We start from the raw sequence: 26810 nt of genomic DNA on the forward strand, positions 1-26810 counted from the left end.
GCATAAGAAAAAATAAATCTTTTCATTAAATTCTTTAAAGTCTCTCCAAGGAAAGAAACGATAAACACTATACAGCCTGTTCTCCAATCAACCGCTTAAGCAATTCAAGTTCCTTAGCCAAGGTCTGATCACCACAAACCAAATCTTCAATTTTACGCACAGCGTGTAAAACTGTTGTATGATCACGCCCACCAAAACGGCGCCCAATTTCTGGCAACGAGCGAGGAGTTAATACTTTTGCTAAATACATTGCAACTTGCCGTGGCTTCACAACCGTACGTGTTCGACGATTAGATAACAAGTCCTGTTTAGAAACATTATAATGGCGTGCTACCGTACGCTGAATTTCTTCAATCCGAATACGCTTAGGTTCACCAGGACGTGTCAAGTGACCTAATAACTCATCAATCCGCTCTAAAGATAAATCAGACTCAAAAGATTGACGAAACAAGAGCTGATTAAATGCACCTTCAATATCACGCCCCGACCCTAAAACCGTTTTCGCAATATATTCCAAGATATCATCAGAAATTGATACCATGCCATCATCTTGTTGTGCCACCTTCAACCGCTGGCGCAACATTTGCAAACGCATTTCATAATCTGGTGCTTCAATTTCAAGGGCCACCCCTCCCTGAAGACGAGAGCGAACGCGAAGATCAAGCGATTCTAATTCTGCTGGTGGACGATCTGCAGCGACAACAACCTGTTTTGCACTATCAAGCAACATATTAAGCAAATGGCAAAACTCATGTTGTATCGACTTACCCTGTAAAAACTGCATATCATCAATAATTAAAAGGTCGATATCACGAAGCTGTTCTTTAAAAGAAAGAGCATCATTATCACGAATAGCTGTTGCAAAACGCCACATAAAATATTCAGCAGTTAAATAAATAACGCGCGCAGACGTTAAACGCTTCAATGCAGAAGCAGCAATCGCTTGAAGCAAATGTGTTTTTCCTAAGCCAACAGATGCGTGAATAAAAAGAGGATTAAAACGTAAAGCACTTTTATGCCCCTCCGCAATAGAACGCGCAGCGGCTAAAGCAACACGATTAGAAGCCCCCTCAACAAAACTTTCAAAAGTATAACGAGAATCAAGTGGAGATCCAAAAACTCCCGTTTGAGAACTCTTAACTGAATGCTCTGCGCAACTTTCAACAAAAGATGAAGTCGCCTGCTCCTCTAGTACAACAGAAGGAACACTTCTTTTACAAACGACATCTCTTGAAACGCGTTCCATACCACGAACAATAACTTCAACACGAAGAATTGCTGAATTCTCTTGTTTCCATAAATGAGTCAAAAGAGAACCATAGTGATTATTAATCCATGAACGTAAAAAAGCAGTAGGAACAGAAAGCTTTACAAGAGTATGACTATATTCAGCAAGCTTCACGCGCCCAAACCAACTGGTATAAGCCTCAACACCAACCTGTACCTTTAATTGCGCCATAACACGTATAAAAGCCGCTGCACTTTCCTCCTCTGAAACAATAGAATGCCCTATAGGAGCACTTCTACAAACATTCTCATCACTCTCCGTCATCCTATTCTTTATTATGTTCTCTGCCGACAGGATATTTACCGAAACCCTTTTAAAGGAACTAGCTTTAGAGTTCAATTTATCCACCATCTTCCATCCTGATAAAAATAAAATTTTGTCCTGCCAAACAGCTAAAATAAATCTAGCGAAGGCAAAACGCCCTACCCCAAATAAGATTACTCACCCTCCCCTAGGATAGCCTCATCACAACCCCACTAACAAAGATGACCAATAAGATTTACTTGCACTCATGATATGACCCACCCTTCTAAAATGGTAAACATATCCATTAAGAAAACTAGAAAACCGTCAGAAAACCTCTCCAACACAAAAGTTTAGAAAAGCCTAAATCAAAACATCTTGTATTCAACAAAGTACAGAATAATACGCTGATGTGACCCCTTCATGCTTTTTAGTCTTCATAAGAACCATACAAAACAGCAGAGGTAAAATGCAAGAGGTCAAAATAAAATCAAAAAACCCAAAAAAAATGCTTATATTAATGAGGACTGAAAAAAATATTGATTCAATTCATTTTTTTTCTCTAAATTTACCAATAATTAAAGAATCTCTTCAGATTTAAAAAAAAAAATAAAATGCTTGACAAAAAAGACTCTGTAAAAATCCACAAAGCTTGTGGATAACCATACCCCCTCTATAAACTTTCTCTCCTTTTTCAAGTGGAGAATCATTATCGATTCTTATTTTCAATAGAAACTTTTTGAAATAATAAACAAAAAGCCAGCATCCTCATGGATACTGGCTTTTTTCTCAATTAAAGGAGAAAAAGCTTAAACGCTGAGAGCCTTCAACCGTTTAGCTAAACGCGATACTTTCCTCGCAGCAGCATTTTTATGAAAAACCCCTTTAGAAACTGCACGCATAATTTCAGGCTCAAAATTCTTAAATGCAATCTCCGCAGATGCCTTATCGCCACCCGCCAAAGCATCATCAAACTTACGTATAAAAGTACGAACGCGTGAACGGCGGGCCTTATTAACCTGTGCGCGCGCCGCAACCTTGCGCACCGCTTTTCGAGCAGAAGGTGTATTCGCCATAAATATAATCTCTCTTTCAACACCTTGGTAAAATGAGTCTCAATAACAACTCTACCAATATAAATAAATCCAACCCAAGCAAAACTATAAAGCTGCCTATAACTCGTGTGGTTTATAACGCAATCCCAAAGCTAACGTCAATTAGATTTTCAAAGATAGTCATAAAAAAACGAAGCCAAACTCTTTGATCCGCAACTTTATAGCCTAATAATAGATATTCCTTAACAAACAAAAGAATTTAAACGGCTAACTTACGCAAGACATATTGCAAAATTCCACCATGATGCAAATAATCTAGCTCATCTTCAGTATCAACACGGCATAATAATGGAACGGTTTTTACCGTACCATCAGAAAAAGTAATTTTCGCTACAGTCTTTTGACGAGGTTTCAAGTTATGAATCCCTTCAATTGTCACCTTTTCATCTCCCTGTAAGCCTAAAGATTTCCAACTTAGCCCCTCCTCAAAGACAAAAGGGACAATGCCCATACCAACAAGATTAGAACGATGTATCCTTTCAAAAGATTGCACAATCACCGCTTTGACACCAAGAAGATTGGTCCCCTTGGCAGCCCAATCGCGTGATGATCCATTACCATATTCAACACCTGCAAAAACAACGAGCGGAATACCTTCTTGTTTATACGCCATTGCTGCATCGTAAATGGTTTGTTCTACCGCTGACGGATAATGAACCGTATAACCTCCTTCTCGACCATTTTCCCCTAACATAAAATTACGAATGCGAATATTGGCAAAGGTCCCACGCACCATAACTTCATGATTCCCACGACGCGTTCCATACTGGTTAAAATCAGCTACTTTAACACCATGATCCATTAAATATTTTCCGGCAGGAGAAGCTGCTTTAATAGAACCAGCAGGAGAAATATGATCCGTCGTGATTTTATCACCAAATAAACCTAAAATCCGTGCATCTCTAATATCTGGTAAGATATCAGGTGTTTTCTGCATATCATCGAAATAAGGTGGATTGCGTACATAGGTGGATCGCTCATCCCAAGAATAGGTAGAACCCGTAGGAATCTGAACTTTTTGCCAATTTTCATCTCCCTTAAAAACATCTGCATACTTTTCGGCAAAAACCTTACGCGTGACATTTTTTTCGATAAACTCCTGTATTTCTTGAGAAGTTGGCCAAATATCTCTCAAATAAATGGGTTGGCCATTTGAATCTTCACCAAGAGGCTCCTTGGTTAAATCCTTACACACCGTCCCGATGAGCGCATGTGCAACAACTAACGGTGGTGAAGCTAAATAATTCGCTTGCACATCAGGGGAAACACGCCCTTCAAAATTACGATTTCCTGAAAGAACCGCAGATGCAATTATACCATTGTCATTAATCGTTTTGGAAATAGCTGGATGCAAAGGACCAGAATTCCCAATACATGTTGTGCACCCAAATCCTACTAAGTTAAATCCCAGTGCATCTAAATCTTTTTGCAGACCCGAATTTTGAAGGTAAGCTTCAACGACTTGTGAACCAGGTGCAAGAGAAGTTTTTACCCATGGTTTACTCTTGAGCCCCTTTGCCACAGCATTTCGTGCCAAAAGACCCGCTGCAATAAGAACACTTGGATTCGATGTATTCGTACACGACGTAATCGCAGCGATCACCACATCACCGTGACCAAGCGTATATTCTTCACCCTCGACCTGATAACGCTTATCTTGTCCAGAAGTCTTCTTATAGACTTCGACCAATGCCTTCTCAAAACCCTGCCCAACGTTTTCCAATGCAATACGTCCTTCAGGACGTTTAGGACCAGCCATAGAAGAGACAACAGTTCCCATATCTAATTCAATTGTATCACTAAAAATGGGATGAGCTACCATTTCATCATGCCACATCCCTTGTGCTTTGGTGTAAGCCTCCACTAAGGCAATCCGATTTTCATCACGCCCTGTCATATTGAGATAACGCACTGTCTCCTTATCAATTGGGAAAAAACCACACGTTGCTCCATATTCAGGTGCCATATTTCCAATCGTTGCCCGATCAGCAAGTGTCATATGCTCCAAACCAGGACCAAAAAACTCAACAAATTTACCGACAACACCCTTCCGACGTAGCATTTGAGTCACCGTCAATACGAGATCGGTGGCTGTTACACCTTCCTTAAGTTTACCTGTTAGACGAAAACCAATCACTTCAGGTAACAACATAGAAACAGGTTGGCCTAACATTGCTGCTTCTGCTTCAATACCACCAACACCCCAACCTAAAACCCCTAAACCATTTACCATAGTCGTATGCGAATCAGTTCCCACACAGGTGTCAGGATAAATCGTCTCACACCCCTCTTCATTCTTCATCCATACACATTGTGCTAAATATTCTAGGTTAACCTGATGACAAATCCCTGTTCCTGGAGGAACAACACGAAAATTTTGAAAGGCTTGCTGCCCCCATTTAAGGAAACGATAGCGTTCACCATTGCGTTCATATTCATGCTCGACGTTTTCCTTAAAAGCCATGGAAGTGCCAAAAGCATCAACAATAACTGAGTGATCAATGATGAGATCAACGGGAATGAGAGGATTGATTTTTTCAGCGTTACCACCAAGTTTAACCATAGCATCACGCATTGCAGAAAGATCAACAACTGCTGGAACACCTGTAAAATCCTGCATAAGAACACGCGCAGGACGGTAAGCAATTTCTGCCCCGGCACTCCCTTTGTCGTTTAACCACTTAGCAACATTGAGGATATCCTCTTTTTTAACTGTGCGACCATCTTCAAATCGCAATAAATTTTCGAGAATAACTTTCATCGAAAACGGTAAACGAGAAACACCTTCAAGTCCGTTCTTCTCCGCTTCGATCAAACTATAATAAGTATATTCTTTACCACCAACATTTAATACTCTGCGACAATTAAAGCTATCAATTTGAGTCATGACTGTCCACCCTCAATACTATAACCACCCAATTTCCAGGAATGAACAACACAAACTACGAGTCAAGGTCGCAGCTTGAGCGCAGACGCAATTACCTCCGCTATCCATTTCCCCTCCACCCTCTCATAGGCAAATGCGGAAATCAGCGCCAGAAACCATTTTACACCAGATATTGATGTAAGGTATCCTTTATAGAACTATTTCTAGAACTATTCTAGGTACAATTGCATAAAAAATGTGTTTTTTATTCTATAATACAATAAAGAATATGAAAATAAAAACAAAATAGGCAATCACATGGTGTTATCAGGCAAAGATTTAGCCGCTTACAGAAACGAAGAAATTCTGTTTAAAGGTCTTTCTTTTTGTTTATTTTCACAGCAACTTATGACAATCACCGGTCCTAATGGTATCGGAAAGTCTACATTACTCCGAATCATTGTCGGTCTTCTTGAAGCTGCTGAAGGTCATATAATACTTAAAGACCATGATCAAATATACCCTGTTGCAACTGCCTGTCATTATCTTGGTCCTCAAAATGCTATGAAACCTCTTTTATCTGTCATTGATAATTTGCAATTTTGGGCAGATTTTTACGGTCAACATTTACGTTTTGCGCATGAAGCTCTTGCCGATATTGGTCTTTCTAACCTTGAACATTTACCCTTTAACGCTCTGTCAACTGGACAACAAAGACGCGTAGCTATTGCTCGCCTTTTGCTCTCCTATCGTCCTCTTTGGATTTTAGATGAACCAATATCTGGGCTTGATAACCATGCTCAAAAACTCCTTGCTCGTATTTTCCAGCGTCATCTCAATCAAGGTGGTATGATTATCGCTGCAACTCATAATTCCATAGGCATTCCAGAAAACCATAAAATCGCTCTGGAAAAATTTTTACCTCTCTAGGAGAGAATAAAATGAAAGCACTGTTCTGGCGTGATCTTAAACTATTATTAGCGCTACAAGCCTCTTCACTAACAGGATTATTGTTTTTTATCGCTGTTGTTGTCATAACCCCCTTTGCCATTGGGCCAGACCCCAAAATTCTTGCACAAATAGGACCAGGTATATTGTGGTTTGGAGCCCTTCTTGCAGGGCTTCTCAATCTGAACAAACTTTTCCAAATCGATCGCGATGATGGTAATCTCGACCAATTTATCCTTTCAGGACAAAGACAAAGTTTTACTCTAATTGTCTTTACCAAATGTTTTGCCCATTGGGTAGGAACGATGCTTCCTCTTATTTTTGCCACACCTATTTTAGCCCTCATGCTCCATTTAGATGTAACAATAACTTTTACAACAATACTCACCCTTTTATGCGGAACACCAGCTATTATTTTTATTGGTGCTATAGGCGCTGCACTAGCAACCTCATTGTTGCACAGTACTTTGCTTATTTTTATCATTATCTTGCCGTGGATCATTCCAATTATGATTTTTGGTGTTTCGGCTGCTACAGCCCCAATAAACCCAAATACCTCTTTTCTTACTTCCCTAGCTCTTCTCAGTGCTTTTTCACTTCTTTTGAGTCTCTTTAGCTCTTTTGTTGCTGCAATAACGCTTAAACTTTTATCAGAATAATAAAAGATGATTGCCGCATAGCAAAACTCTGCCTATTATGAATTTTATGAATGAACTATCTCGTACATATAAAATCAGGTCACTCCCTGCAAGTTTCACCCTTTTCATGAAAATAAGCAGTATCGTCTTACCTTGGTTGGCCGGCATAACATTGTGTTTCCTTATCTTAGGACTTATTCTAGTGATGCATTCCCCTGATGACTACCAACAAGGCATTACTGTTAAGATTATGTACCTTCATGTTCCCTTTGCGTGGTTGTCTACATTCTGCTATGTAACGATAAGTGCAGCGGCATTAGGAAATCTGATTTGGAAATATCATCTTGCTGACGTGGCACTTAAATGTGGAGCGCCTATTGGGGCAATTTTTACCGCCTTGGCTCTCATGACAGGAGCGCTTTGGGGGCGACCTACATGGGGAACATGGTGGGTCTGGGATGCACGGTTAACATCAGTTTTAATTCTGCTTTTTATCTATCTCTCCATTATCCTGCTTGGGCGTGCTTTTGACAACCAAGTAAAAGCCGCTCGTGCGACTGCAATTCTTACACTTGTTGGATTTGTTAATATCCCTGTTATTAAATTTTCCGTTAATTGGTGGAATACATTGCATCAACCAGCATCATTGTTACGTGCTGGAGGATCAACAATCGACAATGCTATGTTATGGCCCCTTATAACAATGCTCTTTTGTTTTATCTTTATGTTTATTGTGCTTTATTTGATGGCTATGCGAAATGAAATCAATAGTCATTATATCCGAATACTTCAGATTAAAAAATCCCGTCGTGCACAACAACAGGACGCTTCATCATGCTCGACCTAAATGGCATCCACAGCGGACTTTTAGGAAATCTATCTCAGAAAATTGATTTTTTCCTTAGCACCCTTAAACACGAGCAAATTGTTGTTTTAAGCTATGTGCTTTCTGCAATATCTCTCTTATGTCTTATTGGATATATTCTTTGCAAAGCTCTATACCAAAAAAAAATTCTCCAACAACTAAACAAAAAAGAGCTGTCACAAAAAGAAAAGTATAATGAAAAACATCCCTCCAAACTTAAAAAAAATATATCTTTGCCTGTTCTACTTGTTTTTTTTCGACCATTTGTTCTTTTTCTTCTTCTCATGGTGTTTTTTTTCAACTTTATGGATAAAAAACACCTTCAAGATTCTTCTCTTCTCGCAAACGCATTGGCTGAAAAACCTGCTCCCAATATTCATCTTCCTCTTCTTGATAAAGAAAGTTATCTCAATTCAAAACAGTTTAAAGGACGTGTCACATTGGTCAATTTTTGGGGCTCTTGGTGTCTGCCCTGTCGCGAAGAACATCCTATTCTTATGCAAATTGCACAAGATAAACGTTTTGATCTGATTGGTATTAATTATAAAGATAATAAAACAAACGCTCTGCGTTTTTTAAACAGTTTTGGTAATCCTTTTAAATTTATTGGCTTTGATGTTTCAGGATATACAGCCATTGATTGGGGAATATATGGCCCCCCAGAAACCTTTCTCTTGAATAAAGAGAGCATCATTATTGCCAAACATGTTGGTCCCTTAACGTGGCAAATTTATCAAAAAAAAATTCTACCAAAAATTGAACAAGCGATTATGACAGAAGAAAAATAAAATAATGCAGGTTTGTAAAAACATAACGTTTTATCATGCTATGTATGCTATTTTATTTATACGGACCATCATTCTTCTTAGAAAAATTTTACAAGAGCATTACCATTGTTGATTCAAAAACATGTGTAAAGAAATATCTGTTTGGGAGCTTTATTTTTGATTACTTGGACAAAAACAATATTGCTATAGAACCATCGTTAGATTAGTGACAGCAACCAACTATTATTTTCAAAGTCATATAGTATTTTGTCTTCGCTTTTTATCTAAAATGCACATTGTTATGAGGGGACTTCACCACTATTCTCATCTTTTTTATAAAATAACAAACCCGTTCCTTCGCAGCGTCATTGTTATATTTATTCCCATTACACTATCTGTTCGTAATAGACTCTATAAAGTCCATATTGAGTCTATACATTCTTATTCTATCGATAATTTCTCTTATGATTATAACTAATGAGCTTTTTTGACTCTTAATAAGATAAATTCGAGTAAGAAAATATGACTACAATCAAAAAATCTCATTTAACAGAGAAGATAAGTTATGAGTCCATAATCAATCTATCAATGAACATTATAAAAGAATTCATTGTAAGAAATAAACTTTTGAGATGTAAAAAGTATAAAAGAAGCTTTTTCGAGAGGAGAAAATATATTTTACAGAGAACTCTTTTTTAAGCACTCTATAACGTAATTAGTGATCTCAACAGAAAAATCACTCGTATACATTAAAAAACTCTAAGACAAAAAATATTCTAGAAGTTCATATGAGCTTATGCGCAAACTTTTATGACGCAAATAAAATAGGCTTTTGTCGCAATCATCATTTTTGATGAAAAATATTTGATTATGTTTTTTCTTCTAAAAATTCTTGCGGTGTAAAACAATATGTTTTTGAGCAAAATTCACATGTGACTGAAATATATTTATTTTTAACCATTTTATTGCGTTCATCAATAGAAAAGCCTTCTAGGATTCCTTTAATTTTTTCGTGTGAACAAGAACATTGATCGACAAGAGAAAAAGGATTAAAAACTCTAACACCTTGTTCATGAAAAAGACGGAACAAGAGCTGTTTACTACCGACTTGGGGATCTGTTAATTCTGAACTTTCAATCGTTTCCGTGAGTATTTTAGATTCCTGCCATTGGTTATCTAATTGGGTATGAGTTTTCGTTTCTTCTCGCTTTTGATGAGGGGCATCTATTTTATGATGAGACGATTCTTGGGGTAAAAGTTGGATCAAAATACCTCCAGCTCGCCAGCTTTTCTGCGGTTTTCCTTGTTGGTCACGATTAATTAATATAGCAACAGCCAGACGGATATCGGTAGGAATTTGTTCTGATTGATCAAAATAAATACGAGAAGCTTCTTGTAAATTTGATCCATCTAATGCAACTATCCCTTGATAGGGTTGCATATGGGGACCTTGATCAATTGTGAAGGCTAAAGTGCCTTTTCCTAAAAGTGTTTCTGAAGAGGTTTGACCATTGTCTATGGCTTGTTTCAGCTGTTCTTTATCAAAACGAGCGTATCCACGTAAACTGGAAGGAGGCGAAAAATCGCACACCAACATATTAACCGGTCCATCGGAATGGGTTTGTAGAATAAATTTTCCCGTAAGTTTTAGAGAAGTTCCAAGCAGAACCGTTAAAAGTAAAGCTTCTGCCAGAAGATAAGAAACCGGTTCAGGGTATTGATGTCTGTTAAGAATAGAATTTAAAGTTTCCCCAAGTTGTACGGCACGTCCACGGATATCAAGTTCTTCAACTTGAAAGGGAATAACACTATCATCTTCATGCAAGAAGTTGTTGTTGAGAGAGGCTTCATCTTTAGCTTGTTCACTCATAGCTTTGCCTTTTTTATATAATTTGTTGTAGGGAGGCTATTGTGGAGAGAAAAACGCATCTTGTAAACACCAAGAAAGAATTGCTTTTTGAGCATGAAGACGATTTTCAGCCTCATCGAAAACAACGGAGTGCGGTCCATCAATCACAGTATCGACAACTTCTTCACCACGATGAGCAGGAAGACAATGCATAAAAAGAGCATCAGATTTTGCTAATTTCATGAGAGATTCATTGACTTGATAAGGCTGAAAAGTAGAACGACTGCGAGCACGAAATTCTTGTCCCATGGAGACCCATGTGTCGGTCATAATACAATCAGCATCTTGAGCTGCTTTTTGGGGATTATGGGTTAGTGTAAGATGTGCTCCTCGTTCACGTGCCCAATGGATAAATTTTTCCTGTGGCTCACTGCCCTTTGGAGTAGCAATACGCAAATGAAAATCAAAAAGAGCTGCAGCTTCAATTAAGGAATGGAGTACATTATTACCATCCCCCATCCACGCAAATATTTTACCAGAAATAGGCCCCCGATGCTCCTCATAGGTTAATATATCTGCTAGAATTTGGCAAGGATGTGTATCATCTGTAAGGGCATTAATGACAGGAATTTGTGCATATTGTGCCAATTCGAGCATACGTTGATGTTTTGTTGTTCGTAATATCACGATATCCACAAAACGAGATAAAACACGAGCCGTATCAGCTATAGTTTCACTGTGACCAAGCTGCATTTCTGAACCCGTGAGCATGATTGTATCTCCGCCAAGCTGGCGCATACTGATATCGAATGAAATACGGGTTCGTGTGGATGGTTTTTCAAAAATCATCGCAAGTGTTTTACCTATAAAAGGTTTTGAACCTTTTCCTGCTTTAAAAGATGCTTTAAGGATCTTCGCATAATCGATCAGTGCGCGTGCTATTGCTGGCGTTAAAATGGATAAGTCCGTGAAATGACGAAGAGCATTTGTCATGTGTGTGATATTTGTCTTTCTTTGTTTACTTGCGAAAGATAAGCTATTGCTTTTTCAATACGATGCAAACTTTCATCTATTTCTTCTTCCCTAATGATAAGAGGAGGCAATAAGCGCACAACATTGTTGTTGGCAGCAACACTTAAGAGATGTTCATTTTCTAAAGCATTAACGACAAGATTTGAAGACACAACACATTGAATACCCAACATTAGCCCCATCCCCGGAACTGCGCGGATAATATCAGGATAGATATTGAGAATATGCAAAAGTCCACTTTTTAGTTTATCCCCCATGCGCTGAACATGGTTGAGAAAACTTGGCTCTAACAAAATATCAAGAACACTATTTCCTACAGCCATTCCAAGAAGATTTCCTCCAAAGGTTGAACCATGTGTCCCAAGTGTCATGCTTTTTGCAACTTTATCCGTTGCAAGGCAAGCGCCTAATGGAAATCCCCCTCCTAATCCTTTTGCGAGGGTAAGAATATCAGGTGTGACATCACTCCATTCATAAGCAAAAAGCTTTCCTGTTCGTCCTATACCCGTTTGGACTTCATCTAAAATCAATAATAGACCATTATCATCGCATATTTTGCGCAAAAATCTTAAATATTCATGAGGGACCGTTCGTATTCCTCCTTCTCCTTGAATAGGTTCAATAAGAATAGCGGCGGTATTTTTATTAATAGAATTACACAAAGCGATTTCATCACAAAAAGGTACTTGAATAAATCCACCAGCTTTAGGTCCAAAGCCTTCAAGATATTTTTCATGCCCAGTCGCAGCAAGTGCTGCAAGTGTACGTCCATGAAATGCCCCTTCAAAAGTAATTATTTCAATGCGTTCTGAATGACCAGCAGCATAGTAATAATGACGTGCCGTTTTGAATGCGCACTCCAATGCTTCAGTACCTGAATTGCAGAAAAAAACCTTATCCGCAAAACTATTTGCACAAAGCCGCGTGGCAAGAGATGCTTGTTCAGGAGATTGAAAAATATTAGAAACATGCCAAAGTTTTTCAGCTTGTATTTTGAGCGTATCAACCAATTTTGGATGTGAATACCCTAATGCATTAACAGCAATGCCAGATGTGAAATCAAGATAATGTTCTCCTTTATCGGAAATAAGCCATACACCATGCCCCTGTTCAAAATGCAAATTCCGTCGTGCGAAGCATTCATAAAGTGGTTGTATAGAGACAGCATCCATCATAATTCCCTTTATATTTTAACCTTTTCAATATATATACAAAGCAACACTACAAATAAAACAGCATGGTACATTTCGTTACGGTGCTTTCAACATTTCATTACGATTAGTGATTACACCTATAGAATAGATCATTACACCAATTGAAAAAAAGTCAATGAAGGTTCTACAAATAAGCATTTTGGGAAAAAACCTTAAACAAAAGTGAAAGTTTAACCTATGATTGATTTGCAAGTTGGGGAAAACATTCTAAATAAACTCTTCAAGAGGTAAAGACTCTTGTCATAGAGTGAGTGCATATTGTAATTTACAATATAATAAGCAAGATGATGTGTTTTGATTTGTAAGTCCACAGGTTGGATGATTTTCTTGTGCTCGTTTAGAGTGTAAAGTTCTTTCATTCAGCGTAATGAAAACATTATTTAAACATTTGAAGATGCAACGGGGGAGAGCATCTTAGTGACGTAATCGGAATGGAGTGCTGGTATGGGTTGGACATGTGAACGCGTTGAGCTTCTTAAAAAGCTTTGGAGTGAAGGGTTAAGTGCAAGTCAAATTGCTGCTCAATTAGGTGGGGTCAGCAGAAATGCAGTCATCGGCAAAGTACATCGATTAAAGTTACCAGGACGTGGTAAGACAGCTCAAGGAAGCACGCGTGCGCAAAAAACTCCCGTGGGAAGCAGCAGCCCATCATCTCCACGTGTGCGTCGCAACACATCCACGGTATCGCCAATAAACACATCATCTGTAAGTATTGAAGAAACAGCTTTAAAGACAGAATTTGTAGTGGAAGATGTAAGAGAAGTTGATATGTCCACAAAATCCAATGTAGTGGTGCCTATATCACGTCAACTTAATCTTCTACAATTGAGTGAAAATACATGTAGATGGCCGGTTGGCGATCCATTATCAGCAGATTTTCATTTTTGTGGTGCAGATTCTGATGAAAGTAGCCCCTATTGTGCCTTTCATGCTAAGCTAGCATTTCAACCAATATCTGAAAGACGTCGGATAAGAGTGTAATATCCTCAATTGAATCTCGTATTTTACGTCTTCTGCGCTTCGTTATTAAATTTTAATTATCGAATTATTATGAGAACGAAATTTGATGGAGCTTTTAATGAATGAAAAAATTTCTTCATGAAATTATTCAACGAAACTGTATCTTTTGATGCTACTGCGCAGCTATGTGTTGTAAAGTTATATTCTTGTTTATTTTCACGATTCTCTTTAATTTAGTTGTACTGCTGTTAACACTATCCATAGCAATGTCTTTTGAATAATACAGTTCTCTATTTCTCATGTTTTTATTCTTCGTGTATTTAATAGAGTAATGCTGTGGTTTATAAAAATAATTTATCGCTTTGCAACCTGAATGAGATCCATCTATATCTCTCTCATTTTAAGTCCTCTTATATTGAATCGATCAAAATCTTTCGTTTGGGCGTCACGAGCGAGATGAGAACTGCGGAGAGTAAAAACACTTAAAGAAAAGCATGCCTCTGTATAAACGCTTTAAAATACCAATGACTTAAAGGGTTGTTGCAACATTGGGAGATGGCAAAGTGTATGATGATGCCAGCTTACTCTTTTACTAAGCATAAAGATAGGGGGGGTGCTTCATGGATTTATCATTATACCCTTCACGGATACTGTCGCAAAATAAGCTTGAGAGCGTTGAAAGATGTTTCTTTAAAACAAGCCTGTGGATATATTCAATTCAATGTCGTTCTGTTTTGCGTGAGGGATGTGCCCCGTTAACGAATGCTATAAACAAAAGCGTGAAGCAATACGTAGAATGTAAAATAATATCTTTATAATTCTTTATAAAAAATTATAACGAAGGGAATATTGTATTCAAGGCTCTTACGAAATATACGAAAACAATAAATTATAAGTATAAATAAATATTAAACCTGAAACGACCATAATGACATCACATTCCTTCTCCCGACATAAAACGGCGCAACCAAACATAAAGCGCACCTTCTCCGCCATGCTGACGTGCTGCTTGCTCAAACGCGTGGACATAATATCGAAAAGCTGGTGTTGATAACCAATACGGAACAAATCTATACAAAGCTCCATCACTCCCAACGGATCGTCCTTTTCCTGTAATCACAAGGACATAACGCAATCCTCTCTGCTGAGAGGATTGTAGAAATTTTTTTAAGAAAAAATAAGCTTCTTCCTGCATATAACCATGAAGATCAAGACGCGCCTCAAGAGGATAACGACCTTGGGAAATTTTACGATATGCAACATGATCGAAGAAATGAATCTTTTGTGCTTGTGTAACTGCCCTCTTTTCTCTTTTAATAATTGTCGAGGGTTGTTGATTTTCCTGAGACAATGAGGAGATTTGAGTTACAGGTTGATTTTTATCATTAATATTTGCAATAATTTCTGAAGTAGAAGAGAGCATCTTACCGTGAAGCGGTGTTATCGTACGACACACCATCTCCCATAAAAGGCGATCTTGTGAAGCCAATAAATCTCTTTTTTGTCTCCATTTACTTGAGGACATTTTAATTTCTCATAAATCATTGAATGCTTATGGAAGAAAAACAAAAAATATTTTAATTTTCATTTTCTGTAGCAAAAAGCTTCCAGTTGGGATCTGACGATAAACTATTGCGAACAAAAGTCCAAATATCTCTGATTTCTACAATAGCATCAGGATCACCGTCTATACGCTCGCCCTGTTCATTATAAGTAACAGAAATCATCTCACTGACAATACGTATCGTTAAAAGTTCATCCTTTTCTTGTATTGCCGCCGCAATAAATTCGATCTTATTAATTCCAACAAAAGTGAATTCTATTCTTTCTTTATTTTTTTCTCGTTGCTCAATAGCCGTACAAAAACTCTCAAAAACATCCTGACAAAGCAAGCTTTTAAGCTGATTGCGATCACCTTTGGCAAAAGCTGTTACAATCATTTCATAAGCAATTTGCGCACCTTTTATAAAAAGTTGAGGAGAAAAATGAGAATCAATTCTATGCAATTCCCGCAAATTTTTATTCAAAAGACTCCCCTCCGGTGAAATTTTATCAATTTCACTAAAGTCGTCTTTTTGTGAATTTTTCTGATGAGGGAACGAAACAATATTATCAGCCGTTTCTGCTTCAACCTGTTTTTTAGAACGACGTGAATAAGGATCAAAGGGTGGCTTTTCAAACCCAATTCGTTTCCCTAATACATTACGGAGTTGTACAAAAATAACAACCATAACAACAAGAGCTATGACAAGTATAACGTCAAATTCCATAGGCGCTGTCAATCTCCAAAGCTTAAGTCTCTAATAAACATTGCAGTCAATACCATTTATCAATAAATATGTAAAATAAGGAATCTTATCATTCAAATATTTTTATAGATTTTGTATTTAAACGGAGTGCTCTTAAGAATTTCTCCCCCTACTCATCCAGAAGGAAATTTTCATGTGATAAAACTTTATTCTATAAATCCTCGTTTTTTTGTTGTTATCTTTCTTTGCATTCTTTTAATCGAGATTGCTGGTTTTATCTTTGTTGGTCAAGAAATTGGTATTTTGGCAACTTTGAGTTTGGTTATTCTCACAACCATAGTTGGGGTTGTTTTATTGCGAATTCAAGGGATTAGCCTTTTAAAAAATATACAAACTGAACTTGTCCAAGGACGCACATTAGAGAATAATATTATTAATGATGCTTTCATCATCTTTAGTGCAATTTTACTTATTCTTCCCGGCTTTGTAAGTGATTTCTTGGGAATATTACTTCTTATTAAACCAATTCGCTCTGTTGCTTGGCATTTCTTTATATCATTAAAAAACAAAATGAATCCCAATACTAAAAGAAAAAATGACTCTGAAAAAATAATTGATCTTAAAGCAGAAGATTACACAATTCATGATACGACAGAATCTCCATGGCGCAAAAATGATGATAACCATTGAAATGCCTAAAAAATCTGCAACAAACTAAAAAAATATTCAAGATAAAGAGCGCATTTCTTGCAACCTTTTGCAAGGCGTGATAACCAATCTGGCCTTTAGATCTAAAATAAATTATACATATTATAATAAGAGAGGTTCGTCGTATGGCCGAAGGTGAAATGAATAACAGTGGTGGAGAGCCGGTTTTTGCTGTATTAACTCAATATTTAAAAGATTTATCATTCGAAAATCCAGGTGCTCCTCGTTCATTGCGTGCACGTGAAAAATCACCACAAATTGATATCAATATTAACGTCAATGCTAACCCAATTGGTGATGACAATTATGATGTCGTTTTGTCTCTCTCCGTCAAAGCCAATGATGAAACTGAAACCTTATTTCATGTAGAATTGATTTACGGTGGTGTTTTTCACCTTAAAAACATTCCACAAGAACATGTTATGCCTCTGGTCTTTATTGAATGTCCCCGTCTTTTATTTCCATTTGCTCGCCAAATTATATCTGATGCTACTCAAAACGGTGGCTTTCCACCTTTGTGGATTGATCCTATTGATTTTGCAGCACTCTTCCAAAAGCGTCTTTCTGAAGAACAAAAAGACAGTCAAATACAGCCTTCTTAAAAAGTTTATTCTTTTGTTATTAAAAAGCCCCTTGATATATTCTTGGTATAGTAGGGGCTTTTTTCCTTTAGACGACTTTTGCGGCATGATAAGCCGCAAGCATTGCAATATTGACAACATCTGTATCGCTTCCACTAAATGGTACAATTTGGACAGATTTTTCCAATCCAATTAAAATAGGACCAATGATGGTTGCTTCACCAAGTTCTTGTAACATTTTGCTTGCAATGGAAGACGCGTGATATCCAGGCATAACCAAAATGTTAGCGGGCTCCGTTAATCCCATAAATGGATATTGCTGCATCAATTGGGAATTGAGTGCCACATCAGCACTCATTTCTCCATCAAACTCAAAGTCAACTTTGCGTTCATGCAAAATATTAATCGCATCCTGAATTTGCTGCGTCGTCTGCCCTTTCATATAAGCAAATGTAGAAAATGCTAAAAATGCTACCCGTGGTTGATATCCAAATCCTCGCACAAATGAAGCTGCTTGTTCCGCTATATCCGCAAGTTCTTCAGCATTAGGATTTTCATAAACGGCTGTATCCGTAATAAACACAATTCGTCCACGGCAAATAGCCATTGAAATACCAATCAATCGTTCTTTTGGTTTTTCATCAATTGCACGACGTATATCGATTAACGCTGTTTCATAATTGCGTGTCACCCCTGTAACCATTGCATCAGCATCTCCTAGTGCCACCATACACGCAGCAAAATAATTGCGATCATTATTGATACGATGATGACAATCACGCAACAGCCAGCCTTGACGCTGCATCTTTTTATAAAGATAATTCGCATAAGCATCTGTACGGCAAGAAAGCTTAGCATTCATAATAGAAATACCTTCACGCTCCAGATCAATTCCAGCGATAACAGCCGCTTCTCTTACTTGCTCTTCACGACCAACCAAAATCGCTTGTCCTAATTTTTGATGGACATAGGAAACGGCTGCCCGCATAACTTGCTCTTCTTCACCTTCTGCAAAGACAATTTGTTTTGGCGCTTGACGAACATGGTTATAAACCCCACGCATCATCGAGGAAGTAGGATCACGTCTCGCATTCAAATCGCGCTCATAGGCCTCTAAATCATCTATGTTCTTTTGCGCAACACCGCTTTCCATTGCTGCTTTTGCTACCGCTATTGAAACAACCGTAAATAAACGCGGATCAAAAGGAACAGGGATGATATAATTAGGACCAAATTTTAATCGCTTTCCATGATAAGCTTCTGCAACGCTGTCAGGCACTTCTTCATGCGCTAAATTAGCAAGAGCCTTTGCCGCAGCAATCTTCATGTCTTCATTAATAACTCTTGCACGCACATCAAGCGCACCACGAAATATATAAGGAAAACAGAGAACATTATTAATCTGATTTGGATAATCGGAACGTCCTGTTGCGACAATGGCATCATGACGCACTTGCATAACCTCTTCCGGCGTAATTTCTGGATCGGGATTAGCCATAGCAAAAATGATCGGCTGGGGTGCCATGGATCTTACCATTTCAGGAGTAAGAGCACCTTTAGCAGAAACCCCAAAAAATATATCTGCACCTTCCATTGCTTCCATAAGCGTACGTTTATCTGTTTGAATAGCATGCGCAGATTTCCACTGATTCATTCCCTCTTTGCGGCCTTCATAGACCACACCCTTTGTATCACATAATATGATATTTTCGGAACGAAAGCCCATCGCTTTAATCAGTTCAATACAAGCAATTCCTGCAGAACCAGCACCATTACAGACTAACCGCGTATTTTGCATATCGCGCCCTGTTAAAGTCAAAGCGTTGAGAACACCAGCAGCAACAATAATTGCTGTACCATGTTGATCGTCGTGAAAAACAGGTATATTCATTACCTCGCGTAAGCGGCTTTCAATCATAAAGCACTCTGGCGCCTTAATGTCTTCAAGATTAATTCCACCAAAAGAAGGTTCTAAATGGCGCACCAAATTGATAAAACTTTCTGTATCGTTTATATCAATTTCTAAATCAATGGAATCAATATCCGCAAAACGCTTAAACAGCACTGCTTTTCCTTCCATGACCGGCTTAGAAGCAAGTGCACCTAAATTGCCTAACCCTAAAATAGCTGTACCATTTGAAATAACAGCAACAAGATTGCCTTTTGCTGTATAATCATAAGCTAGCGCTGGATTTTGAGCAATTGCCTTAACTGGAACGGCAACACCTGGTGAATAAGCAAGTGCTAAATCATGCTGTGTTGCCATAGACTTTGTTGCAACAATCTCAAGCTTTCCTGGTCGACCACGACTATGAAAATCTAGAGCTTCTCTTTCGCTCGCACTGTAAACAGTTTGAGATATTTTCTGATCTTGCTCGCTCTTTTTCATCTCACTTTATTTTCTCCAAAAACAGTGTAAATTTTGCTTGATAATGCGTATAGTCATTAAATCTGATTCATATATTAGAAATCGCTATTCTTGCCTTAGCAAATCTGATGATGCGTTGCAATTTAGAGATAAATAGATATTGAAGTAAATAAAAAAGAGTAAAAACTTCACTTAAAGGAAACAGGCCTCGTACAAATGGATAAAAAAAACAATCATAAAAATAATTTAATTCCACAGCCTGCCTCCTCATCTGCTTCCTCTCAAGAACGTCTTACACCTATGATGGAGCAGTACATAGAAATCAAAGCCGTCCATCATGATTCCCTTCTCTTTTACCGAATGGGGGATTTTTATGAATTATTTTTTAATGATGCGATTGAAGCTGCTCAGGCTTTAGGAATCACACTCACAGCACGCGGAAAACATTTAGGACAAGATATTCCTATGTGCGGTGTTCCCGTTCATGCTGCTGATGATTATTTACAAAAACTGATTGCTTGTGGTTACCGAGTTGCTGTTTGTGAACAAATAGAAGATCCTGCTGAAGCAAAAAAACGTGGCTCAAAATCTGTTGTTCGGCGTGATGTTGTTCGCCTTGTAACACCTGGAACGATAACAGAAGAAAAGCTCCTTGATCCAACACGCGCAAATTATTTGATGACACTTTCCCGTATAAAAACTAGCGATGGAGAGGAATTTGCTCTTTCTTGGATTGATATCTCAACAGGCATATTTCGTGTAACAGAAAGCCGCCAAGAAAAACTTTTAGCAGATATTATGCGTGTTGATCCACAAGAAATCATTGTTGCTGATTCATTTTTTCATGATAAATCTCACAAGTCACTTTTTAGTATTCTTGATCGTATCGTTTCACCTCAACCTGCTTGTCTCTTTGATGCACTCACCGCTGAACGCGATATTTGCAATTATTTTAAACTATCAACTCTTGAAGGCGTTGCCGATTATTCACGTTCCGAACTCTCTGCAATTGTAGCTGCTATTCGTTATATCGAAAAAACACAAATCACGCATCGCCCTCCCCTCATGCAGCCTGAGCGCCAAAATGAAAGTGCGACTCTTTTTATTGATGCCGCAACCAGATTAAGCCTTGAACTTATTCGTACGACATCAGGTCAACGGGATGGAAGTTTATTAAAAGCTATTGATCGCACTGTAACAGGAGGAGGATCACGCCTTCTTATTGACCGCCTTATTGCTCCCCTCACCACTCCTTCGGCTATTGATACGCGTTTGGATTCTATCGATTTTTTTCTACGTAATCCTTCTCTTGCAGAAGCGATAAAGCTTATTTTAAAGGGGGGACCAGATATGCCCCGCGCCGTTTCACGTTTGGCTCTTGGACGAGGAGGTCCCCGTGATATGGCGACAATCCAGCGTGGCTTTGAAATCATTCGTGAATTGCATCAACTTCTTGATAATGAGCTTCTGCCTCAAGAAATAAGTGATGTACAACAGGTGTTCTCAAAATTACCCACAGCGTTATACTTTCATTTAGAACAGGCATTAGCTGATGATCTCCCACTCCTTAAACGTGATGGTGGTTTTATTCGTTCTAATTATCATAAAGAGCTCGATGAAATGCGTGCTTTACGTGATGAATCTCGCCGTGTCATTGCTGAACTTCAAGCGCAATATGCCCAAGAAACAGATATTAAGACGCTTAAAATAAAGCATAATAATATTCTAGGTTATTTCATTGAAGTAACCAGCACACAAGCATCTTCCCTTACAAATAATCCACAAGCTAAAGCGCGTTTTATTCATCGGCAAACAATGGCAAACGCTATGCGTTTTACGACAACAGAGCTCGCTGACCTTGAAAGCCGTATTGCCCATGCTGCCAATCACGCATTGACACTTGAACTAGAGATTTTTGATATTCTCGTTCAGGAAATTACCGAACAAGTTGATTTTATTCGTAAAGCCTCTGAAGCACTTGCTATTTTAGATGTCTCTGTCGCTTTAGCATATCTTGCTGAAGAACAAGGATATTGCCGCCCTAAAATTGATCTTTCACTTACCTTTCATATTACAGCAGGACGCCATCCTGTCGTCGAGCAAGCACTCCGCAAACAAGCAGCAGAACCTTTTATTGCCAATAATTGTGATCTCTCTGTGCAAGAAAATCAGCAATATGCAGCAATCTGGCTGTTGACAGGGCCTAATATGGGAGGAAAATCAACTTTTTTGCGGCAAAATGCTCTTATTGCTATTATGGCGCAAATGGGGTCCTTCGTTCCAGCAACTTCAGCACATATTGGTGTCGTTGATCGCCTATTTAGTCGCGTTGGGGCTTCCGATGATCTTGCACGGGGGCGCTCAACCTTTATGATGGAAATGGTTGAAACAGCAACGATTCTCAATCATGCTAGCCACCATTCCCTTGTTATTCTTGATGAAATAGGACGTGGAACATCAACCTTTGATGGACTTTCTATTGCTTGGGCTGCTGTTGAATATCTCCATGAAGTTAACCATTGTCGTGCTATTCTTGCTACCCATTTTCATGAAATGACTGCACTTACCGAAAAACTTGACAGACTGCATAATGTAACCATGAAAGTCAAAAATTGGGATGGTGATGTAGTTTTTCTTCATGAGGTCACACCAGGAGCCGCTGACCGTTCCTATGGTGTACAAGTCGCAAAGCTTGCTGGACTTCCCCCAGCCGTTATTACACGAGCAACAGATGTACTCCATCAATTAGAACAAGGCGAAATGGCTGGAAAAGGACATAAACTCATTGATGATTTACCACTCTTTTCTCTTAAAGCAACATCTCCCGTCAATGAAGCAAAAAACAAACATTGTATACTTCACGAAGCTTTAAAAAATATTCATCCCGATGAACTCTCTCCTAAACAAGCTTTAGAAGCAATTTACCACCTCAAACAGCTTGAAAAGAGTAACCCTTTATAGAAAACAGATGTTATTTTTTATTAAAAAACCTTCTTAATAGGAGATAACGTAACCATTTTTGATATACCACAGCATAAACAGTTATTTATCGTATTCCCATCGCTTTTCTACATAATATATTTTGTAAGTATAATTGCCTATAGAAGCAAAACCATATGCATTATATTTCATATTCCCTTAGATTAATATTGGCTCTTATACAAAAAATTGGTCAAGATCGACTATTTTTACAAGATAGTCGTTTTTTGTAAAGATTGTCATGAAATCTCCTCCACCTTGCAAATACGCCATATTTAGTGAATTATGCTTTTTCACGATCGATATTATTGTTATCATAGCAACATTTCTAGTTTAAAGCTGTTGGTGTTGGGATACCATCCCATTTTGCATAATAAATTCATGGATAATGGGTCTCGTATTTTCTTCACATTTTAAGCTATAAAGAGCTCTTTTACTGTTTCATATGGAACATATAATCAGATATATCATAGCAGCATTTTATTTTCCTAAATATCCTTAAACTCCTTCTTACATCTCAAAGGATAAAGATTTTCATTCGAATCAAGTCTGCAAACAATCCAGATTCTAAGGAATTTATCTTGACTTTCTAGTCATGTGATTCACTTAAACTAAAAGCTTTACAAACAAGTCTAAGAATATTCACCACGCACTAAGAAACACTTAATATTTAAGGAGGATGCCGTATATCACAGTCCTAAATGACAGTGTTTTACGGTACAACAAGATAATGCCACCAGTACAATAAATATCTTCCATAAATATGAGAACAGGAAATTGTAATTTCGTATAAGATTGGAATATGATATGAAAAGTAATGATACTGTATCTATCTTTATCTGTCTTACATAGCTGCTAAAATAAGCAATCCGCAGCTGCTTTTAGTTGTATTGATAGCTTTTTAATCATACTCATCCATGACTCGAAATATTCTGATAGGTTCATAAACTCATAAAATAATTAGCTTAGAATATCGTGCAAAAGATGCAAAAAATCAGAGTACTGTCTCTATTTGACTCATCAAATATTACGTACTGCACCTTTTGAAGCAGATGTAGTCATCGCTGCATAAGCTTTGAGAGCCTTTGAAACTTTACGCTGACGCTTCTCAATCGGTTGCCAAGCGCCTTTTCCTTTTGCTTCCATCTTAGCACGGCGCTGCTTCATCTCAACGTCATCCACCAACATATGAATTCTACGATTTGGAATATCAATTTCTATGATATCCCCTTCTTCCACTAACGCAATTTCTCCTCCTTCCGCAGCTTCTGGTGAAATATGTCCTATCGAAAGCCCTGAACTTCCTCCTGAAAAACGTCCATCCGTAACAAGTGCACAAACCTTGCCTAATCCTTTAGATTTGAGATAACTCGTTGGATAAAGCATTTCTTGCATTCCAGGTCCACCACGTGGACCTTCATAACGGATTAAAACAATTTCACCTGTTTTAATCTTATCAGTTAATATAGCTGAAACAGCTGAATCTTGGCTTTCAAAAATTCTTGCCGGACCTTTAAAAGTTAAAATTGATTGATCAACGCCTGCTGTTTTTACAATACAGCCATCTTTTGCAAGATTTCCATAAAGAACTGCCAATCCTCCATCTTGTGAATATGCATGTTCTCTATTGCGAATCACACCTTTTTCACGATCAAGATCAAGGGTCTCATAGCGACAAGATTGGCTAAAAGCTGTTTGTGTCGGAATACCACCTGGAGCAGCACGATAAAATGCACGAACTGTTGGCTCATTAGTTTGCTTTACATCCCAGCGGTAAAGAGCTTCTTTCATTGTTTTTGCATGAACCGTATAAGTTGATGTATCAATGAGTCCCGCCGCATCCAGTTCGCCTAAAAGCCCCATAATACCACCAGCGCGATGAACATCTTCCATATGTACATTTGCAACAGCAGGAGCAACCTTACATAAAACAGGAACACGACGTGAAAGATGATCAATATCCGTCATGGTAAAATCCACCTCACCTTCTTGCGCCGCGGCTAAAAGATGCAGTACTGTATTGGTTGATCCCCCCATGGCAATATCAACGGTCATTGCATTTTCAAAAGCCTTGCGTGAAGCAATAGAGCGTGGCAAAACTGTTTCATCATCATTTTCATAATAACGCTTAACCAATGCAACAATCTGTTTTCCAGCTTCTTCGAAAAGCATCCGTCGATCTGCATGTGTTGCTAACATTGATCCATTTCCAGGAAGAGAAAGCCCCAATGCTTCCGTTAAGCAATTCATGGAGTTGGCCGTAAACATTCCTGAACAAGAACCACATGTAGGACAAGCTGCACGCTCCATTTCAGCAACTTCTTCTTCTGAATTTTGTTCTGAAGCTGCTGCAACCATGGCATCGACCAAATCAACCCTTAGATCTTGATCCTTCCATTTAATCTTACCTGCTTCCATAGGACCGCCAGAAACAAAGATTGTCGGAATATTCAACCGTAAAGCAGCTATTAACATACCAGGCGTAATTTTGTCACAATTAGAAATACAGACAAGTGCATCCGCACAATGTGCATTAACCATATACTCTACAGAATCAGCAATGATTTCACGTGAGGGCAAAGAATAGAGCATTCCATCGTGCCCCATCGCAATTCCATCATCTACAGCAATGGTATTAAATTCTTTCGCAACACCACCGGCAACAGCTATCTGTTGTGCGACTAATTGCCCAAGATCTTTTAAATGGACATGCCCTGGTACAAATTGTGTAAAAGAATTCGCAATCGCAATAATGGGTTTACCAAAATCAGTATCTTTCATCCCTGTTGCACGCCAAAGTCCGCGGGCTCCTGCCATATTACGCCCGTGGGTTGATATTCTTGAACGGTAAGAAGGCATTATTTTTTTCCCCTCAAATAATTCCATTTTGCTTGTTGTGCTGTAACTTCATTATAAAAACAAGAGCTTTAATATTTAAAAGAGCAAAATACCTCGTACTGAGGCATTTGAAGCACAAAATTAAAAGCTCTGCATAAACTTTTTCATAAAGCCTTTGTTTTTTTCTTACCTGTTAATCAACATCTAATCCCTGTGCAAGTCCACATTTGAGACAAATATCAAAACGCTTCAGTGTGGAACGAACTGTTCCAGATTTTTGTATGCCAGATTTGGTCAGTATATTGCATCTATCTGTTTGCGTAATTTCTGGAACAAGAAGACAGCCTCATTTGGAAAGAATATAAAGGCATCGTGGTAAAAATCTATCATCTCCTTACAATTCAGCTTTACACCTTTCAAACGCATTCATAGAAATATCTTTTAAATAATTATGACGCATTATCTCATGCTTTTGTTTTTACACTCTTCAATAGAGCTACTCCCCTCAGGAAGAACAAAACACACCAAACAAAATACACCAAACAAAATACACTTGTATAGCCTTTATGTACTCATTTTAAAGAGACATCTTTCAATGTAACTCGAGCCCATTTCACGATAGCGCCCATGAATGGTATAACAGCCCCCGTGAATAATATAAATCTATAAGGGACATCTTCACACTTATGAAGAAGAAAACTGACACCATCATACATTTTTTCATCCCCATATTGTGAATGTCTTTGGTAATTGAGACAATTAAAAAGAGATATTTTTATTCCTTTCTTCAAGTGTTTTTATCCACATGGCTCTCCCTGCTTATGACATCAAGCAAGTGACTTTAATTGTTTCAATATAAGAAGATCTCAAATGAGAGAACCTTATGATATTCGGGACTCTCATTCCAGTTATAAAAAATTAATTATGAATATAAATCAATACTTAATCTAATTATAACCCACATTACACCCTTTACGAAAAAACAGATAGAATTTATAAAAGAGTACAGCTTTTTCTCGTAAGGTAATCTAGTGCAGAGTTACAATTTGTAGTTCATGCTCATTGGCTCCAGCAAGAGCGATAGAACGCTCATCGGATAAAATGATAGGATAACCTGTTTCACCAAAGAGAGCCCATATCGTAATGCCTGGGGTCATCGGTGGAAGATCTGGAAAGTTTTTAGCCAGATCATCTGTACAAACTTTTTTTAAATAGGCAATCTGTCCCGCATCAGAGTAGGATGTGTTCTGAAACGACAAGTTTTGTTTATGTTCTCCCATTTCACTGTTCCTTTACGCCTTA

At 38.1% G+C, this 26810-nt stretch carries 19 protein-coding genes; 8 read left to right on the forward strand and 11 right to left on the reverse strand.

The annotated features are described in order from the left end of the window. Positions 1-67: 67 nt before the first annotated feature. The 3 genes from dnaA to acnA form a co-directional block, all read right to left on the reverse strand. A complete protein-coding gene (gene dnaA / locus ACFILU_RS04340; RefSeq protein WP_273790273.1) occupies positions 68-1639 on the reverse strand; it encodes a chromosomal replication initiator protein DnaA in 1572 nt (523 codons plus the stop codon). Positions 1640-2340: 701 nt separating this feature from the next. Then, positions 2341-2607 (reverse strand): 30S ribosomal protein S20, encoded by a 267-nt coding sequence (gene rpsT, locus ACFILU_RS04345; RefSeq protein WP_375612830.1) that lies wholly within the window; start codon positions 2605-2607, stop codon positions 2341-2343. Positions 2608-2845: 238 nt separating this feature from the next. Beyond that, on the reverse strand, positions 2846-5533 hold the full coding sequence (gene acnA / locus ACFILU_RS04350) for an aconitate hydratase AcnA (RefSeq protein WP_375674898.1): 2688 nt from the start codon (positions 5531-5533) through the stop codon (positions 2846-2848). Positions 5534-5830: 297 nt separating this feature from the next. On the opposite strand from acnA, the gene ccmA reads away from it, so the two are divergent. The 4 genes from ccmA to ACFILU_RS04370 all read left to right on the forward strand — a co-directional run bounded on the left by ccmA (position 5831) and on the right by ACFILU_RS04370 (position 8751). Then, on the forward strand, positions 5831-6442 hold the full coding sequence (gene ccmA / locus ACFILU_RS04355; RefSeq protein WP_273790270.1) for a heme ABC exporter ATP-binding protein CcmA: 612 nt from the start codon (positions 5831-5833) through the stop codon (positions 6440-6442). Positions 6443-6453: 11 nt separating this feature from the next. Then, positions 6454-7119 carry a heme exporter protein CcmB gene (ccmB, locus tag ACFILU_RS04360; protein ID WP_273790269.1) on the forward strand — a complete coding sequence of 222 codons (666 nt, stop codon included), beginning with the start codon at positions 6454-6456 and terminating at the stop codon, positions 7117-7119. Positions 7120-7165: 46 nt separating this feature from the next. Beyond that, a complete protein-coding gene (locus ACFILU_RS04365; RefSeq protein WP_375642985.1) occupies positions 7166-7945 on the forward strand; it encodes a heme ABC transporter permease in 780 nt (259 codons plus the stop codon). A 191-nt stretch (positions 7946-8136) separates the two neighbouring features. Next, entirely contained in the window at positions 8137-8751 is a 615-nt protein-coding gene (locus ACFILU_RS04370) for a DsbE family thiol:disulfide interchange protein (RefSeq protein WP_375675037.1), read from the forward strand. An 847-nt stretch (positions 8752-9598) separates the two neighbouring features. Here the strand turns inward: ACFILU_RS04370 and ACFILU_RS04375 are convergent. The 3 genes from ACFILU_RS04375 to ACFILU_RS04385 are packed head-to-tail and all read right to left on the reverse strand — an operon-like array spanning position 9599 to position 12783. Then, complete coding sequence (locus ACFILU_RS04375) at positions 9599-10600, reverse strand: Hsp33 family molecular chaperone (protein ID WP_375674900.1); 1002 nt, start codon at positions 10598-10600, stop codon at positions 9599-9601. Between the two features lie 36 nt (positions 10601-10636). Next, complete coding sequence (gene argF / locus ACFILU_RS04380) at positions 10637-11572, reverse strand: ornithine carbamoyltransferase (RefSeq protein WP_273790266.1); 936 nt, start codon at positions 11570-11572, stop codon at positions 10637-10639. Then, positions 11569-12783 carry an aspartate aminotransferase family protein gene (locus tag ACFILU_RS04385; protein ID WP_375675039.1) on the reverse strand — a complete coding sequence of 405 codons (1215 nt, stop codon included), beginning with the start codon at positions 12781-12783 and terminating at the stop codon, positions 11569-11571. The genes argF and ACFILU_RS04385 overlap by 4 nt, the downstream gene beginning before the upstream one ends. Before the next feature lie 486 nt (positions 12784-13269). Here ACFILU_RS04385 and ACFILU_RS04390 point away from each other — a divergent pair, with 486 nt between their 5' ends. Next, complete coding sequence (locus ACFILU_RS04390) at positions 13270-13806, forward strand: GcrA family cell cycle regulator (protein WP_375674902.1); 537 nt, start codon at positions 13270-13272, stop codon at positions 13804-13806. Positions 13807-14719: 913 nt separating this feature from the next. Here the strand turns inward: ACFILU_RS04390 and ACFILU_RS04395 are convergent. Next, positions 14720-15310, reverse strand: a complete 591-nt coding sequence (locus ACFILU_RS04395; RefSeq protein WP_375657964.1) for a Smr/MutS family protein — start codon at positions 15308-15310, stop codon at positions 14720-14722. Between the two features lie 52 nt (positions 15311-15362). After that, the gene (locus ACFILU_RS04400) at positions 15363-16055 is read right to left on the reverse strand and encodes a Tim44/TimA family putative adaptor protein (protein ID WP_273790262.1); all 693 of its coding nucleotides are present in this window, start codon (positions 16053-16055) and stop codon (positions 15363-15365) included. 174 nt (positions 16056-16229) lie between these two features. Here ACFILU_RS04400 and ACFILU_RS04405 point away from each other — a divergent pair, with 174 nt between their 5' ends. Together ACFILU_RS04405 and secB are read left to right on the forward strand one after the other, a co-directional pair. After that, positions 16230-16724, forward strand: coding sequence for an FxsA family protein (locus ACFILU_RS04405; protein ID WP_375630525.1), 495 nt, complete (start codon positions 16230-16232; stop codon positions 16722-16724). 143 nt (positions 16725-16867) lie between these two features. Then, entirely contained in the window at positions 16868-17344 is a 477-nt protein-coding gene (gene secB, locus ACFILU_RS04410; protein ID WP_375630527.1) for a protein-export chaperone SecB, read from the forward strand. Between the two features lie 67 nt (positions 17345-17411). Here the strand turns inward: secB and ACFILU_RS04415 are convergent, their stop codons facing one another. Beyond that, the gene (locus ACFILU_RS04415) at positions 17412-19712 is read right to left on the reverse strand and encodes an NADP-dependent malic enzyme (protein WP_375674904.1); all 2301 of its coding nucleotides are present in this window, start codon (positions 19710-19712) and stop codon (positions 17412-17414) included. Positions 19713-19907: 195 nt separating this feature from the next. On the opposite strand from ACFILU_RS04415, the gene mutS reads away from it, so the two are divergent. Next, positions 19908-22652, forward strand: coding sequence for a DNA mismatch repair protein MutS (mutS, locus tag ACFILU_RS04420; protein WP_375674906.1), 2745 nt, complete (start codon positions 19908-19910; stop codon positions 22650-22652). A gap of 1038 nt (positions 22653-23690) precedes the next feature. On the opposite strand, the gene ilvD is transcribed toward mutS, so the two are convergent. Both ilvD and ACFILU_RS04430 read right to left on the reverse strand, forming a co-directional pair. Beyond that, entirely contained in the window at positions 23691-25529 is a 1839-nt protein-coding gene (gene ilvD, locus ACFILU_RS04425; RefSeq protein WP_375674908.1) for a dihydroxy-acid dehydratase, read from the reverse strand. A gap of 1007 nt (positions 25530-26536) precedes the next feature. Then, on the reverse strand, positions 26537-26788 hold the full coding sequence (locus ACFILU_RS04430; RefSeq protein ID WP_012754519.1) for a DUF1150 domain-containing protein: 252 nt from the start codon (positions 26786-26788) through the stop codon (positions 26537-26539). Between the last annotated feature and the right edge of the window lie 22 nt (positions 26789-26810).

It is taken from the genome of Bartonella sp. CL100XZDX, from assembly GCF_042195375.1.
In the GTDB taxonomy this organism is placed as follows: domain Bacteria; phylum Pseudomonadota; class Alphaproteobacteria; order Rhizobiales; family Rhizobiaceae; genus Bartonella.

Bases quoted from the DNA above. Each gene is read 5' to 3' on its own strand.
- dnaA (WP_273790273.1), bottom strand. From the start codon at position 1,639: ATGGTGGATAAATTGAACTCTAAAGCTAGTTCCTTTAAAAGGGTTTCG.
- rpsT (WP_375612830.1), bottom strand. From the start codon at position 2,607: ATGGCGAATACACCTTCTGCTCGAAAAGCGGTGCGCAAGGTTGCGGCG.
- acnA (WP_375674898.1), bottom strand. From the start codon at position 5,533: ATGACTCAAATTGATAGCTTTAATTGTCGCAGAGTATTAAATGTTGGT.
- ccmA (WP_273790270.1), top strand. From the start codon at position 5,831: ATGGTGTTATCAGGCAAAGATTTAGCCGCTTACAGAAACGAAGAAATT.
- ccmB (WP_273790269.1), top strand. From the start codon at position 6,454: ATGAAAGCACTGTTCTGGCGTGATCTTAAACTATTATTAGCGCTACAA.
- ACFILU_RS04365 (WP_375642985.1), top strand. From the start codon at position 7,166: ATGAATGAACTATCTCGTACATATAAAATCAGGTCACTCCCTGCAAGT.
- ACFILU_RS04375 (WP_375674900.1), bottom strand. From the start codon at position 10,600: ATGAGTGAACAAGCTAAAGATGAAGCCTCTCTCAACAACAACTTCTTG.
- argF (WP_273790266.1), bottom strand. From the start codon at position 11,572: ATGACAAATGCTCTTCGTCATTTCACGGACTTATCCATTTTAACGCCA.
- ACFILU_RS04385 (WP_375675039.1), bottom strand. From the start codon at position 12,783: ATGGATGCTGTCTCTATACAACCACTTTATGAATGCTTCGCACGACGG.
- ACFILU_RS04390 (WP_375674902.1), top strand. From the start codon at position 13,270: ATGGGTTGGACATGTGAACGCGTTGAGCTTCTTAAAAAGCTTTGGAGT.
- ACFILU_RS04395 (WP_375657964.1), bottom strand. From the start codon at position 15,310: ATGTCCTCAAGTAAATGGAGACAAAAAAGAGATTTATTGGCTTCACAA.
- ACFILU_RS04400 (WP_273790262.1), bottom strand. From the start codon at position 16,055: ATGGAATTTGACGTTATACTTGTCATAGCTCTTGTTGTTATGGTTGTT.
- secB (WP_375630527.1), top strand. From the start codon at position 16,868: ATGGCCGAAGGTGAAATGAATAACAGTGGTGGAGAGCCGGTTTTTGCT.
- ACFILU_RS04415 (WP_375674904.1), bottom strand. From the start codon at position 19,712: ATGAAAAAGAGCGAGCAAGATCAGAAAATATCTCAAACTGTTTACAGT.
- mutS (WP_375674906.1), top strand. From the start codon at position 19,908: ATGGATAAAAAAAACAATCATAAAAATAATTTAATTCCACAGCCTGCC.
- ilvD (WP_375674908.1), bottom strand. From the start codon at position 25,529: ATGCCTTCTTACCGTTCAAGAATATCAACCCACGGGCGTAATATGGCA.
- ACFILU_RS04430 (WP_012754519.1), bottom strand. From the start codon at position 26,788: ATGGGAGAACATAAACAAAACTTGTCGTTTCAGAACACATCCTACTCT.